Origin of the sequence: uncultured Serinicoccus sp. (assembly GCF_947487915.1) — a bacterium.
GTDB lineage: Bacteria > Actinomycetota > Actinomycetes > Actinomycetales > Dermatophilaceae > Ornithinicoccus.
Genome location: NZ_CANKYH010000003.1, coordinates 71,120 through 84,590, shown reverse-complemented (window position 1 = coordinate 84,590; position 13,471 = coordinate 71,120). Strand labels below are relative to the sequence as shown.

The following is a 13,471-nucleotide window of genomic DNA, read 5'->3' as shown; positions in this document are numbered from 1 at the left end:
GCGCTGTGCCGGCATCACGAGCTGCCATCAGGAGCCTCCGAGAGGGCTCGCACCGACCCTCGAGGCACATGTGATGCACATCACAGTATCTGGATGCAACGATCCCGCTCTGAGGGACGTCTAGGGAGTGTCGGTTCGGGACAGCCGACGCAACCCCGTCGTGGGGGCCGCGTCACGCGGGACGGTGGGGAGACGGACGGTGGGGCGCCGGTTCAGGGACCGGCGCCCCACCTCCATACCCCTCGTCGACGCGTGACGGCAGCCCTCCGGACCTAGACTGGCGGGGACGCTACCTGGAGGTGTCACCCGATGACCCGCAACCGCCGACCCATCCTCGCCGTCACCACCCTCAGCCTCGCCGCCCTGCTCTCCGCCTGCGGAGACGCCGACGGCGGCACGGACGGGGAGCAGGCGGCCACCCCCACGCAGAGCGAGGACGCCGGTGGCGAGGACGGCGACGCCGACGAGAGCGAGGACCCCAGCATGAGCACCGACGAGCCCGGGGCCGGCGACAAGCCCACCCAGACCCAGATCGCCCCGGGCGGCGGTGACGTCTCGCTGCCCCTCGGCGCCGTGCCCGACGCGGTCGTCCAGCGCTCCGACGTGCAGGAGGCGGTCGAGGCCGAGGCGGAGCGCGCGGGGGTCGAGCCCGAGGCGGTGACCATCGCCGGCTACGCCGACGTCACCTGGAGCGACGGCTCGATCGGCTGCCCGACGCCCGGGATGATGTACACCCAGGCGCTCGTCCCCGGCCACCAGCTCGTCCTGGAGGTCGACGGGTCCTACGCCAGCTACCACGCGGCCGAGGGCAAGGCGTTCTCCTACTGCGCCCAGCCCGTCGGCCCGGCCACCTCGCAGTCCTCCGGAGGGCCCGTCACCGACCGCTGAGCGTCGCTCAGCCGGCCGGCCGCAGGGTGAGGGCCTGCACGAGGGTGCCGACCGGCCCCTGCTCGTCGTGCACCACCGAGGCGGTCTGCCCGATACCCGTCGGGCCCCACGAGACCCGGGTGTCCAGCCCCACCCACGGGCCCTCCGGCATGCGGTGCAGGTGCAGGGTGAGGTCGACGTTGGGGAAGAGCCAGTCGTGCGGCGCCTCCCGCCCGGCCGTGCCGTTGGCGGTGTCGAGCAGCCCCACCCACGACGCCAGCGCCGAGGCCTGCTCGTCGTCGCGGCCGCCGACGAGGGCCACGTCGGTGCGCACCCAGGTCCGGCCGCGGCCGGCCCGCGACCCGGGGACCGAGCGGAAGTCCAGGCTGGCGATGAAGCCGCCGTCCCAGTGGTCCATGCCGTGCCACGGCTCCAGCTCCGACGGCGCGGGCATCTGCGCGTGCTCCTGGCCGGCCACGGCCGCGGTGTCGCTGCTCATGAGCCGCCAGGCGGTGAGCCGCACGGCGTCCCGGCCCCCGATCTCCACGCTGGCCTCGAGCAGCTCGATGGTCCGCCCGGGTCGCAGCACCCGGGTGGTGACCTGCATCTCCTCGCGCCGGATGAAGCCCAGGATGTCCACGCCCAGCCGCGCCCACTGCAGGTCCTCCCGCGGGTGCTCGTGCTCCAGCGCGTGCAGCAGCAGCCCGATGACCGGGGCGACGTGCTGCTCGTCGGGCGACCAGGCGCCCTGCACGTGCTCGGTCGGCGCATACCTGCCCTCGCCCAGCGCCGTGAAGTAGTGCCGCCCGTCAGCCGTCATGAGGCGCGAGTGTAGTAATGGTCGGGTGACCCCCGACGCACCACGCCGCGACAACCGCCCGGACCGGACCGCGCACCCGCATGCCCGCGCCTGGAGCCGCATCGCGCGCGAGGTGATCGGCACGGCATACCCGTGGGCGCCGGGCCACGTCGTCCTCGGGCCGGGCGACACCGATGTCACGCCGGCGCGCCTGCACCCCGCCTTCCACGGCGCGCTCGACTGGCACTCCTGCGTGCACATGCAGTGGTCCCTCGTCACCCTCCTCACGAGGTATGCCGACGCGCTCGGCGACCAGGAGCGCGCGGCCGCGACGTCGCTGCTGTCGCAGCGGCTCACGCCCGAACACGTCGAGGTCGAGGTCGGCTACCTGAGGGCCCGGCCCGGCTACGAGCGTCCCTACGGCTGGGCGTGGGCCGCGCAGCTGGTCGCCGCGACGACGGACCTCGCCGCGCACTCCGACGGGTCCGACGGGTCAGGCGGGTCCGACGGATCAGGCGGGTCAGACAGGTCGGAGGGGCCCCGCGTCCCCGAGTCGCGCAGCTGGGCACAGGCCCTGGCCCCGCTTGCTGACCTGCTCGCCGACCGGGTGGTCGCCCACCTGCCGCGGCAGGCCTACCCGGTGCGTCACGGGAAGCACCAGAACGACGCGTTCGCGCTCCTGCTGCTGCGCGACGCCTACCGGCGCCTGGGGCGCGACGACGTCGTGCGGGCGTGCGAGGAGGCGGCCGTCCGCTGGTTCGGCGCGGACGGGCCGGCCCCGACCGGCACCGAACCGGGTGGTTCGGACTTCCTCTCCCCGGCGCTCATCGAGGCGCTGCTCATGACCGAGGTGCTCGGGAGTGCCGACGGCGCCGCCTGGCTGGGACGGGTCCTGCCCGGGCTGGGGGAGGGGGCGCACGCCCACCTGCTCGAGGTGCCGCGCGTGCTCGACCCGACCGACGGGCAGGGCGCCCACCTGCTCGGCCTCGCGCTGTCGCGGGCGTGGGCGCTGCGGACTCTGGCACCCTGGGTGGCGGAGCCTGCCGCCGACCGGTTGCGGCGGTCCGCCGGTGAGCAGGAGGGCGCGGTGCTGGTGCAGATCACCGACGGCGACTTCATGGCCACGCACTGGCTGGTGTCCTTCGCGCTCCTGGCCGACGGGGCGGGGCCGTGAGCGACACCGGTCGCCGCGCCTGGAGCGTCCGGCGCAGGCTGCTCGTGATGATGGTGAGCATGATGGCGCTGGGCATCGCCCTCACCGGCGTGCTGTCCTTCGCCGTGCAGTTCCGCTCCCTCGACGAGCGGGTGAGGGAGGAGCTCGAGCAGGAGATCCAGGAGGTCTCGGCGCTCGCGCAGTCCGGCCCGCTGCGCGACGGGGAGCCCTTCACCGAGACCGATGCGCTCTTCTTCTCCTTCATCGAGACCTCGATCGCCAGCTCCAACGAGGCCTTCCTGGCGTTGCTGGACGGGCAGCCGCGCTTCCAGAGCCCCGGGGAGCGCGACTTCCAGGTCGACCACCCCGACGTCCTCGAACTCATCCGGAGCACCCCGCTCGAGCCCGGTCGCGCGGTGATCGACACCGTGAGCACGCAGGGGACGACCCTGTCGGTCATCATGGCCGACGTCCGGCTGCCCGACGAGGAGCGGGTGGGCACCTTCGTGGTGGCCATCGACTCCGGCACGCTCGCCGGGGCGATCTGGCGCCGGGTCTGGACGTATGCCGGGGTCGGCCTGGCCTCGCTGCTCGTCGCCGGGGCGCTGGCCAACGTCGTCCTCGGCCGCCTGCTGCGCCCGCTGCGCGAGCTCCAGGACGCCACCGCGCAGATCAGCACCGAGGACCTCTCGCGCCGGGTCGAGGTGTCCGGCGAGACCGATATCACGGCGCTGGCGCACCGCTTCAACGCCATGCTGGACCGCCTCGAGGACGGCGTCCGCATGCAGCGCCAGTTCCTCGACGACGCGGCCCACGAGCTGCGCACCCCGCTGACGATCCTGCGGGGCAACGCCGAGCTGCTGCGGCCGGAGGACCCCGCGGACGTCAGCGCCACCCGCACCCTCATGCTCGACGAGGTCGACCGGATGCAGCGGCTGGTCGACGACCTGCTCATGCTGGCGCGCGCGCAGCGCCAGGACTTCCTGCGGCCGAGCGCCACCGACGTCACCGAGCTGGCCGTCGAGTGCATGGAGCGGATCACCTCGCTGGGTCCGCGTCAGTGGCAGCTGGCCGCGCACGCCGAGGGACCGGTCGTCCTGGACCGGCAGCGGCTCATCCAGGCCGTCGTCCAGCTGGCGGCCAACGCGGTGAAGTTCAGCGACGAGGGGTCACCGGTGGAGCTGGCGACGGCGTGGGTCGAGGGGGAGGACCCCCAGGTGCGGCGCGCCCGGGACTTCGGCGCCCGACCCGCGCCCCGCTACCTCGCGCTGAGCATCTCCGACCACGGCACCGGCATACCCGAGAGCGAGCAGGAGCGGGTCTTCGAACGCTTCGGCCGGGCGGAGGCCGCTGCCCACGTCGACGGCAGCGGCCTGGGGCTGGCCATCGTCCAGGCGATCGCCGAGTCCCACGGCGGTGCGGTCGGGGTGGAGTCGGTCGAGGGGCTGGGGTCGCGCTTCACCATGTGGATCCCGGCCGACCCCCCCGACGAGGCGGCCCACCCGGTCGAGCGGGAACAACCGGTCCGCGCCGCCCGGTAGCCTCCCCCTCATGGCGCACATCCTGATCGCGGAGGACGAGGAGGGGATCGCGCGGGTCGTCGACCGGGGCCTGCGGGCCGACGGTCACCGGACCACCGTCGTCACCGACGGCATCGCCGCCCTCGAGGCGGCCAGCGGGGGACAGGTCGACCTGGTGGTGCTCGACGTGGGGCTGCCGAAGATGGACGGTTTCACCGTGCTGCGCATGCTGCGGACCATGGACGAGCCGGTGCCCGTCATCATGTGCACCGCCCGCGACTCGGTCGAGGACACCGTGCACGGGCTGGAGAACGGGGCCGAGGACTACCTCGCCAAGCCGTTCCGGGTCGAGGAGCTGCGCGCCCGGGTCAAGCTGCGGCTGCGCCAGCACGCCGAGGCGATGGCCGGGGGGCGCACGGAGGACGTCCTCGAGGTGGGCGGCGTGCGGCTGGACATCCCGGCCCGCACCGTCCACGTGGACGACGAGCAGGTCGAGCTCTCGGCACGCGAGTTCACCCTGGCCCGCGAGCTCATGGACCACGCCGGCCAGGTGCTCAGCCGGGACCAGCTGCTCGACCGGGTGTGGGGCTTCGAGGTCACCGGCAGCTCCAACGTCGTCGACGTCTACATCCGCTACCTGCGCGCCAAGGTCGGAGCCGAGCGCATCAGCACCGTCCGGGGGGTCGGCTACCGCTTCGAGCGCTGAGGCCGCCCTGGCCGGTCTGTGGCGTCACGGCTGGTCACCGTGCATGAGAGCAGTCTCATGGATGTGTCATCCACCCCTCATCCCACCCGTGTTCACTCATCTCCACGCACCGGCACCGGGTCGGGGCGGGAGAGGACGACATGGAGCACAGCACCAGTCACGTCCCGAGCGGCGGCGTCCTGCGCGCGCTGTTCTACTCCCACGACTCCCAGGGTCTGGGTCACTTCCGACGCAACCGTGCCCTCGCCCACACCCTCTCCCAGCGGCTGCCGGTGCTCACCGGTTCGCCGGTCACCGGGCTGCTGCTCAACGGTGTCGCCGGGGCCGCCGCCCGCAGCCTGCCGGCCGGCTTCGACGTCGTCACCCTCCCCGCCATCGGCAAGACGGCCGGGCACCGCGGCTACGGCCCGCGCCACCTCGACCTCGGCATGGACGCCGTGCTGTCGGTGCGCGGGGAGATCGTCCGCGCCACCGGGCTCGCCTTCCGCCCCGACCTCGTCGTCGTCGACCGGCACGCCCTCGGCGTCGGCGGTGAGCTGCTCGCCGGCCTGCAGGCCATGCGCCGCGAGCTGCCGCAGGCCCGCTTCGTCCTGGGCCTGCGCGACGTCCTCGACGCCCCCGAAGCCGTGGAGTCGGAGTGGCGGCAGACCCCCGCCGACCTGGTGGCACAGATCTACGACGAGATCTGGGTCTACGGCGACCCGGCCGTGCACGACCTGCGCCGCTCCGGCGAGCTGCCGCCCGAGCTGGCCCCGCTCGTGCGCTACCAGGGGTTCCTCGCCCACGGGCGGGCCGAGGAGCCGACCGACGTCGAGCCGGACCGGCCCTACCTCGTCACCACCGCCGGCGGGGGCAGCGACGGCACCCGGCTGTGCCTCGCGGCGGCCCGCGCCCGGGTCCCCGCCGGGCACCGCCACCTGCTCGTCACCGGCCCGCAGATGAGTGACGCCGACCACCGGTCGGTCGAGCGCGAGGCCGCCCGCGGCACCCAGGTGGTCCGCAGCGTGGACGACGCCGCCGGACTCATCCGCCGGGCGGCGGCCTCGGTGTCGATGGCCGGCTACAACACCGTCGCCGAGACGCTGGCCACCGACGTCCCCGCCCTGCTCGTGCCGCGCGAGCGCCCGCGCACCGAGCAGCTCATCCGGGCCGCCGCGCTCGCCCGCGTCGGTGCCGCCGACCTGCTGCGCGAGGGCGACCTGACGGAGAGCGCCATCAGCCGCTGGTGGGCGGACGCGGTGGGCCGCCGCGTGGACCGCGGCGCCCTCGACCTGGGTGGTCTGCGCGCCGTGGCCACCTCCGCAGCCGAGCTGGTCCGCACCTCACCGGCCCTCACGCCGGTTCCCTCGTTCGCCCCTGCCCCCGCCCATACCCGCGAGGAAGGACTCCCCGTTGCCGTCTGACCGCACCGCCTACGTCCTCAAGGTCTACCCGCGCTTCTCCGAGACCTTCGTCGTCACCGAGATCCTCGCCCGCGAGGCCGCCGGCGACGACCTGGCCATCTATGCGCTGCGGCCGACCACCGACTCGCGCTTCCACCCCCAGCTCGCGCAGGTGCAGGCGCCGGTGACCCACCTGCCCCGGGCGCACAAGCTGTCCGCCGAGTGGGAGGTCTTCGCGCACGCCCACGCCGAGCTGCCCGACTTCGGCACCCGGCTCGGCGCACTCATGCCGCTGCTGGTGCGTCTCGACCCCTCCGACGTCGCCCAGGGTGTCGATCTGGCGCTGCGGCTGCGGCGCGACGGCATCACCCGGGTGCACGTGCACTTCGCCAGCATGGCGTCGTGGTGCACCGCGATCGCGAGCGCGCTCACCGGCATACCCTTCACCGTCACCACGCACGCCAAGGACCTCTTCCACCAGGACGTCGACCGGGTGGTGCTGCGCGAGGTGCTCGCCCGCGCGTCCGCCGTCATCGCGATCAGCGACTACAACCGGCGGTTCCTCCTCGAGGAGGTCGACCCCGGGCTGGCCGATCGGGTCGCCCTCGTGCGCAACGGCCTGGAGCTGGGGCGTTTCGAGTACCGCGACCCGCGGCCGGTCGGCGACGCGCTGCGGGTGCTGGCCGTCGGGCGCATCGTGGAGAAGAAGGGCTTCGACCACCTCGTCGAGGCGGTCGCCGCGCTGCGCGCCGAGGGTATGCCGCTCGACGTCCGGATCGTCGGCGAGGGCGAGCGGGCCGCCGAGCTCGCGGCCCAGGTCGAGCGCACCGGGGTCGACGACGCCGTCACCCTCCTCGGGTCGCGCAGCCAGAGCGAGCTGGTCGCCGAGCTCGACCGGGCCGACGTCCTCGTCGCACCGTGCGTGGTCGGCGCCGACGGCAACGCCGACGGGCTGCCCACCGTGCTGCTCGAGGCGATGGCCAGCGGGGTGCCGTGCGTGGCGACCGACGTCACCGGTATCCCCGAGGCGGTCCGCCCGGGCGACGACGCGACCCCCGCCACCGGGATCCTGCTGCCCAGCGACCCCACCGGACTCAGCGGACGGGTCGCCGACGCGCTGCGCCGGGTCGCCGACCCCTCTTGGCCCCGGGTCGAGGTCGCCCGCGCCGCCCGCGCGCTCGTCGAGCGCGACTACGACACCACCACCCAGGCGGCGCGCCTCGCCGCCGTGACCGCAGGAGCCACCCGATGACCCGCGTCGCCTACGTCTGCGCCGACCCCGGCATTCCCGTCTTCGGCACCAAGGGCGCCAGCGTCCACATCCAGGAGATCGTCCGCGCCTGGCGCCGGCGGGGCGCCGAGGTCGAGGTGTATGCCGTCCGCCTCGGCGACGTCGAGCACGTCCCGGCCGATCTCGCGGACCTCGTCGTCCACCACGTCCCGGTCGGCCGCGTCGGCTCGGGATCGGGTGCGGGCGACCCGGGCGCCGCCGCCCGGCGCGAGGTGGCCCAGCGCCAGGCCGCGGTGGAGATCGGCCGTCGGGTGGTGGCCGCCGCCCCCGACGTCGTCTACGAGCGCTACTCGCTGTTCTCCGGTGTGCTGCACCTCGCCCGGCGCGGGCTGGGCGCCGGGGTCCGGACCGTCCTGGAGGTCAACGCCCCGCTCATCGACGAGCAGCAGCGGCACCGCGTCCTCGTCGACGAGGCCGGCAGCGTCGACGCCCTGCGGGCCCAGGTCGGTGCCGCCGACGTCGTTGCCTGCGTGAGCGAGCGGGTGGCCGGGTGGGTGCGCGAGCGGACCGGGGTCGACCAGGCTGCGCGTGCCGACCAGGGGACCCATGGCGTCCAGGGTGCGTGTGCCGACCAGGGTGTGCGTGCCGCGCGGGTGGTGGTCGTGCCCAACGGGGTCAACACCCGCCGGATCCGCGCGGTCACCCCGGACCTGGCCGGCGACCCGGTGGTCGTCTTCGTCGGGACGCTCAAGCCCTGGCACGGCGTCGAGGACCTGCTCGAGGCGGCGGCGCTGGCCCAGCGCCCCTGGCGGCTGCGGGTCGTCGGCGACGGGCCGCAGCGGGAGGCGGTCGAGCAGGCCGCCGCCCGGCACGGGCTGGTCGTCGAGCTGACCGGGGCGCTGGCGCCGGAGGAGGTCCCCGCTGCGCTGGAGGGTGCCCTTGTCGCGGTCGCGCCCTACCCGGCCAGCGACGACCACTACTTCTCCCCGCTCAAGGTCTACGAGTACGGCGCCGCCGCCCTGCCCGTGGTCGCCTCCCGGATCGGCCAGATCCCGGCGGTGGTGCAGGACGGCGTCACCGGTGTGCTCGTGCCTCCGTCGGACCCGGTCGCGCTCGCCGCCGCCGTCGACGCCCTCGTCGCCGACCCGGACGCGGCGCGTGCCATGGGGGCCGCCGCGCGCGATCTCATGGAGCGCGAGCACTCGTGGGAGCACGTCCTCGACGCGACGCTCGCGCCGCTGGTGTCCACGCCGCTGGCGTCTACGCATACCTCCGCCCTGCACGCGTCGGCCCCGCACGCCTCGGCTCGGCACACCTCCTTGCTGCCTGCCTCGTCCGAGCCGACCTCGTCCACACCTGCCTCGGTCGCGGCCCCGGCAGCAGGGGGGCGCTGATGGCCACCGAACAGGCAACGGACCCAGCAACGGACCCGGCAGCGGGCCCGGCGACGACCCCGGTCGCCTCGCCCCTGCGACGGACCCTGGGGCTGGTGCTCCCGCACCTGGACGGCCAGCGGGCCCTGCTCGCCGGCGGCGGGGCGCTGCTGCTGCTCGAGGTGGTTTTCCGGGTGCTGGAGCCGTGGCCGACCAAGCTCGTCATCGACGCCCTCACCCGCAGCCTGGGTGCCGACCTCGCCGAGCCGGGGCCGGAGGCCTCGGTCCAGCTCCTCGTCGCGTGCGGGCTCGGCACCATCGCCATCATCGGGCTGCGCGCGGTCTGCAACTACGGGGCGACGGTGGCCTTCGCGCTCGGCGGGAGCCGGGTCGCGACGCGGCTGCGGGCGGCGGTCTTCGACCACGTCCAGGGCCTGTCGCGCAGCTACCACGGCCGGGCGCGCTCCGGTGACGTCGTGCAGCGGCTGGTCGCCGACGTCGGCCGGCTCCAGGAGGTCGCCGTGACCGCCGGCATGCCGCTCGTCGTCAACGTGTTCACCCTGGTGGCGATGCTCGGGGTGATGACCTGGCTGGACCCGGTGCTGGCGCTCATCGTGCTCGTCGCCATCCTCGTCTTCGTCCTCTTCTCCCGGCTGTCGACGGGCAAGATCACCCACGCGTCGCGCAAGACCCGCCGCAGCGAGGGCGAGCTGGCCAACGTCGCCCAGGAGACGCTGACCGGGATGACGCACGTCCAGGCCTACGGGATGGAGCGCGACCGCTCGAGCACCTTCCAGGGCTCCAACGACCGCTCGCTCAAGGACGGCGTCGTCGCGCGTCGGCTGGCGGCGGCGCTGGAGCGGCGCACCGACGTCCTCGTCGGCGTCGCGACCGCGGCCGTGCTGCTGCTGGGCGGCGCGCGGGTGCTGCAGGGAGAGATGACGCCCGGGGACATGGTGATCTTCCTGACCTACCTCAAGACGTCGATGAAGCCGTTGCGCGACCTGGCGAAGTACACCGGTCGCATCGCCCGCGCCACCGCCTCGGGGGAGCGGGTGGCCGACCTGCTCGACGAGCGGCCGGACATCGTCTCCCCGGCGGACCCGGTGCGGCTGGGGGTCGTCCGGGGCACCGTGGAGCTGCGCGACGTGCACCTCGAGTTCGTGCCCGGCCTGCCGGTGCTGCGGGGGGTGGACCTGCGGATCGAGCCGGGCGAGCGGGTCGCGATCGTCGGACCCTCGGGCTCGGGCAAGTCGACGGTGGCCGCGCTGCTGCTGCGCCTGCTCGACCCGGGCTCGGGCAGCGTGCAGCTGGACGGGGTGGACCTGCGCGAGCTCGACCTGCGCGACCTGCGCAGCCAGGTCGCGCTGGTGCAGCAGGACGCGGTGCTCTTCACCGGGACCATCGAGGACAACATCCGTCAGGGGCGGCCCGAGGCCAGCGACCACCAGGTGCTGCGCGCGGCCCGGCTCGCCCGGGTCACCGAGTTCACCGACGGGTTCCCGGAGGGACTGCAGACGCAGGTCAGCGAGCGTGGCGGCAGCCTCTCCGGGGGGCAACGTCAGCGGATCTCCCTGGCTCGTGCTTTCCTGCGCGACGCCCCGGTGCTGCTGCTCGACGAGCCGACCACCGGGCTCGATGCGGACAACGTCACGCTCGTGGGCGAGGCGATCACCGAGCTCAGCCGCGGGCGCACGAGCGTGATGATCACCCACGACCTCGACGTCGCCCGCGGCGCCGACCGGGTCGTCGTGCTGGAGCAGGGGCGGGTGACCTGGACCGGGAGGCCCGAGGACGCGCCGCTCGACGGGATGCTGGAGGAGAGCCATGGATGAGCGGGAGTGGCACGCACGTGGGCCTGCGGAGGCGGCCGTCGCGGGTGGCGGAGACGTCCGGCGGTCGGCGGGGCGTGCCGAGGTGAGCGCGCTGAGCAGCGGGAGCGAGCGGCATACCTCGGACCCGGTGCTCGAGCTGCTGCTCGACCCCGACCGGCTCAGTGGGCTGCTGCGCACGCCGGTGCGGGCGACGCGGGTCCGTCCCAAGCCGGGGGTGAGCCACACCGCCGCGCTCCTCGGGGCGGACGGCCGGGTCCTCGGCTGGGTCCAGGCGCTGGTCGGGCCCGCGCGGGCGAAGGCGGCCAAGGCGCGGGACCGGGCCGAGCGCTACGGGCACGCCGCCCTCATCGGCTCCCTGCCCCTGCCGCAGTGGGACGCCGAGCTGGTCTGGGGCGGCATCGCGACCGACCCCGAGCTGGGCAGCCCGCTGCGCCGCAGTGGGCTCGACCTCGCCTCGCCGGACCTGGTGCTGCTGCGCTACAACCCGCTGCGCCGGCTCGTCGTGCGGTACGGCGCTCAGGTCGTCCGTGTCACCGCGGAGCCGCACGCGCAGCGGATGTCGGGGGTCGCCCGTTCGCTGGCCGAGCGTGGCCTGCCCGTCGTGGCGCCGCTGGGGCTCGAGCCGGGCGCCGCGGGACAGCAGCCCCACCTGGGCGGCGATGGACGGCCTCGCCTGGGCGCCGATGGACAGCGGCCTCAGCTGGGCGCGACCCCACCTCGGGTGCGGGTGTCGCGGCGGGTCAGCGTGTGGCCGTGGATCGAGGGGAGCGACCTCACGCAGGCCGACCTGACGTCCGTCCGGGCTGCCGGCGAGCTCGCGGCGCGGCTGCACGCGACGTCCCCGCCCGTGGCGGCGGACCTGCCCGAGCGTGGCTGGGGCGACCTCCTGGCCGCGGCCCGGCGCTCGGTGGCGCTGCTGCAGGCCGTCGTCCCGGAGGTGGCGCACGCTGCGCGGCTCGCCCTCGCGGGGCTGCCGGAGCAAGAGCCGGGGCCCGACCCCTCGTCGAACGGACGCCGTGCGGGTTCCGACACCGGTGAGCCTGCCCTGCTCCACGGCGACCTGTCGCTGGACCAGTTCCTGCTCGGCGAGGACGGCGTGGTGCGGCTGACCGACCTGGACCGGGTGTGCCGGGGGCCCGTCGAGCTGGACCTCGCCTCGGTACGTGCCGCGCAGATCCTGCACGAGGTGCGGTACCGGCAGGAGTCCAGGGGCGCGAGCGGCGGCGCGCGAGGTCACGGTGGAGCCGCCTGGGAGGCCTTCGTGGACGGCTACGGTTGCGCTGCCCCGGCGGGCGCCTGGGTGTCCGCCGCGCTGCTCGCGCGAGTCGCGGAGCCCTGGCGCTCGCAGGCCCCGGGCTGGCGGGAGCAGACCCAGGAGGTGGCGCAGCTGGCGCTCGATCACCTCACCGGGACGTTGCTCCCGGGTGGTCCGGGTGGTCCGGGTGGTCCGGGTGGTCCGGGTGGTCCGGGTGGCCCGGGTGCCCCAGGTGATGGCCCGGGCAGCTCGGGTGGCTCCGCCGTGCCGCTCACCCGTCCGGCGTGGCGGGTGCCCCGGGAGGTCCGGTCGCACGCCGAGGACGAGAGCGGTGACGATGGCCCGGTCACCGTGACCGTCGGCCGGGCCTGGCCGGCGGGAGTGCGCGACGGCCGGGCCCGGGTGGCGATCGAGGGGGACGACGGGCGGGGCCGGTTGCGTGCCGGCACCATCGCTCCCGGGGGCGAGGTGACCCTCCTCCCGCACGGTGAGGACCCGCGGCTGCCTGGTCTCGCCGCCGCCGCCCGCACCGGCAGTCTGCTCGTGCACCGGGCCGGTCGGCGGGCCGTCGTGCACCGTGTGGACGGATACCTCAAGCTCGTGCGGCCCGGTCGGGCCGCCGCGCTCGTCGAGGCCTCGGCGCGGGGGGCTGCGGTGGCGCACGACGCCGGCTTCGCGGCCGCCGACGTCCTCAGCAGCACCGACGAGGCGGTGCTCACCCGGACGTTGCTCGGCATACCGGTGCAGCGGCTCGCGACCGACGGCAGCTGGTCGGACACCTGGGCCGCCTGGGCTGCCGGGTGGACGCGGTGGCAGCAGCTGCCGGCGGCGGGGCTGGCGACCCACACGCCCGCTGACGAGGCGCAGGTGCTGCGGACGTGGGCGCAGCGGGTGGGGGCGCTCGACCTGCTCACCGGCACGGCGTGGCCCGAGCGGCTGACGCAGGTCGCGGCGCAGCTCGACCGGTCGCCGCGCGTCCCCCTCGTCGTCGCCCACCGCGACCTGCACGACGGGCAGCTGCTCTGGGACGGCCAGCGGGTCGGGGTCGTCGACCTGGACACGGTATGCCGTGCCGAACCCGCCCTCGACCTCGCCAACCTGAGCGTCCACGCGGGACTGCGTCAGGCCCAGGACCTGTGGCCCGCGGCGGCGACCGCCGTGGTGCAGGACGCGGTGAGCGAGGTCGCGGCCGCCGGGTCCGTGCCCGCGAGTCGGCTGGCGCTCGCCCGGCGGGCCACGCTGGCCCGCCTCGTCGCGGTCTACTGCCTGCGGCCACGCTGGCGGGACGTCGTGCTCGCGTGGGCCGAGGAGCAGTGGGGTGCTGATGCGTGCCGGGCGGCGTGAGAGTGG

10 protein-coding genes are annotated in these 13,471 nt (G+C 75.0%); 9 read left to right on the top strand and 1 reads right to left on the bottom strand.

Annotated features, from left to right (window positions below; all coding sequences use genetic code 11):
• The first annotated feature begins 309 nt into the window (after window positions 1–309).
• Complete coding sequence (locus Q0795_RS04080) at window positions 310–888, top strand: hypothetical protein (protein WP_298886838.1); 579 nt, start codon at window positions 310–312, stop codon at window positions 886–888.
• 7 nt (window positions 889–895) lie between these two features.
• Here the strand turns inward: Q0795_RS04080 and Q0795_RS04075 are convergent, their stop codons facing one another.
• Window positions 896–1,687, bottom strand: coding sequence for a thioesterase family protein (locus Q0795_RS04075; RefSeq protein ID WP_298886836.1), 792 nt, complete (start codon window positions 1,685–1,687; stop codon window positions 896–898).
• 25 nt (window positions 1,688–1,712) lie between these two features.
• On the opposite strand from Q0795_RS04075, the gene Q0795_RS04070 reads away from it, so the two are divergent.
• The 8 genes from Q0795_RS04070 to Q0795_RS04035 all read left to right on the top strand — a co-directional run bounded on the left by Q0795_RS04070 (window position 1,713) and on the right by Q0795_RS04035 (window position 13,465).
• Window positions 1,713–2,840: a DUF2891 family protein gene (locus tag Q0795_RS04070; protein ID WP_298886833.1), complete on the top strand. Its 1,128-nt coding sequence runs from the start codon at window positions 1,713–1,715 to the stop codon at window positions 2,838–2,840.
• Window positions 2,837–4,360, top strand: a complete 1,524-nt coding sequence (locus tag Q0795_RS04065) for a HAMP domain-containing sensor histidine kinase (protein ID WP_298886830.1) — start codon at window positions 2,837–2,839, stop codon at window positions 4,358–4,360. The genes Q0795_RS04070 and Q0795_RS04065 overlap by 4 nt, the downstream gene beginning before the upstream one ends.
• A gap of 10 nt (window positions 4,361–4,370) precedes the next feature.
• Window positions 4,371–5,045, top strand: coding sequence for a response regulator transcription factor (locus Q0795_RS04060; protein ID WP_298886826.1), 675 nt, complete (start codon window positions 4,371–4,373; stop codon window positions 5,043–5,045).
• Between the two features lie 140 nt (window positions 5,046–5,185).
• Window positions 5,186–6,448: a glycosyltransferase gene (locus tag Q0795_RS04055; RefSeq protein WP_298886822.1), complete on the top strand. Its 1,263-nt coding sequence runs from the start codon at window positions 5,186–5,188 to the stop codon at window positions 6,446–6,448.
• Complete coding sequence (locus Q0795_RS04050; RefSeq protein WP_298886819.1) at window positions 6,438–7,679, top strand: glycosyltransferase; 1,242 nt, start codon at window positions 6,438–6,440, stop codon at window positions 7,677–7,679. The genes Q0795_RS04055 and Q0795_RS04050 overlap by 11 nt, the downstream gene beginning before the upstream one ends.
• Window positions 7,676–9,052 (top strand): glycosyltransferase, encoded by a 1,377-nt coding sequence (locus Q0795_RS04045; RefSeq protein WP_298886816.1) that lies wholly within the window; start codon window positions 7,676–7,678, stop codon window positions 9,050–9,052. The genes Q0795_RS04050 and Q0795_RS04045 overlap by 4 nt, the downstream gene beginning before the upstream one ends.
• Window positions 9,052–10,866 (top strand): ABC transporter ATP-binding protein, encoded by a 1,815-nt coding sequence (locus Q0795_RS04040; RefSeq protein WP_298886812.1) that lies wholly within the window; start codon window positions 9,052–9,054, stop codon window positions 10,864–10,866. The genes Q0795_RS04045 and Q0795_RS04040 overlap by 1 nt, the downstream gene beginning before the upstream one ends.
• On the top strand, window positions 10,859–13,465 hold the full coding sequence (locus Q0795_RS04035) for a hypothetical protein (RefSeq protein WP_298886809.1): 2,607 nt from the start codon (window positions 10,859–10,861) through the stop codon (window positions 13,463–13,465). Before Q0795_RS04040 ends, Q0795_RS04035 begins: the two co-directional genes overlap by 8 nt.
• Window positions 13,466–13,471 lie beyond the last annotated feature (6 nt).

Excerpts from the sequence above, each read along its gene's own strand:
- Q0795_RS04080 (WP_298886838.1), top strand. The coding sequence starts at position 310 with ATGACCCGCAACCGCCGACCCATCCTCGCCGTCACCACCCTCAGCCTC.
- Q0795_RS04075 (WP_298886836.1), bottom strand. The coding sequence starts at position 1,687 with ATGACGGCTGACGGGCGGCACTACTTCACGGCGCTGGGCGAGGGCAGG.
- Q0795_RS04060 (WP_298886826.1), top strand. The coding sequence starts at position 4,371 with ATGGCGCACATCCTGATCGCGGAGGACGAGGAGGGGATCGCGCGGGTC.
- Q0795_RS04055 (WP_298886822.1), top strand. The coding sequence starts at position 5,186 with ATGGAGCACAGCACCAGTCACGTCCCGAGCGGCGGCGTCCTGCGCGCG.
- Q0795_RS04045 (WP_298886816.1), top strand. The coding sequence starts at position 7,676 with ATGACCCGCGTCGCCTACGTCTGCGCCGACCCCGGCATTCCCGTCTTC.
- Q0795_RS04040 (WP_298886812.1), top strand. The coding sequence starts at position 9,052 with ATGGCCACCGAACAGGCAACGGACCCAGCAACGGACCCGGCAGCGGGC.
- Q0795_RS04035 (WP_298886809.1), top strand. The coding sequence starts at position 10,859 with ATGGATGAGCGGGAGTGGCACGCACGTGGGCCTGCGGAGGCGGCCGTC.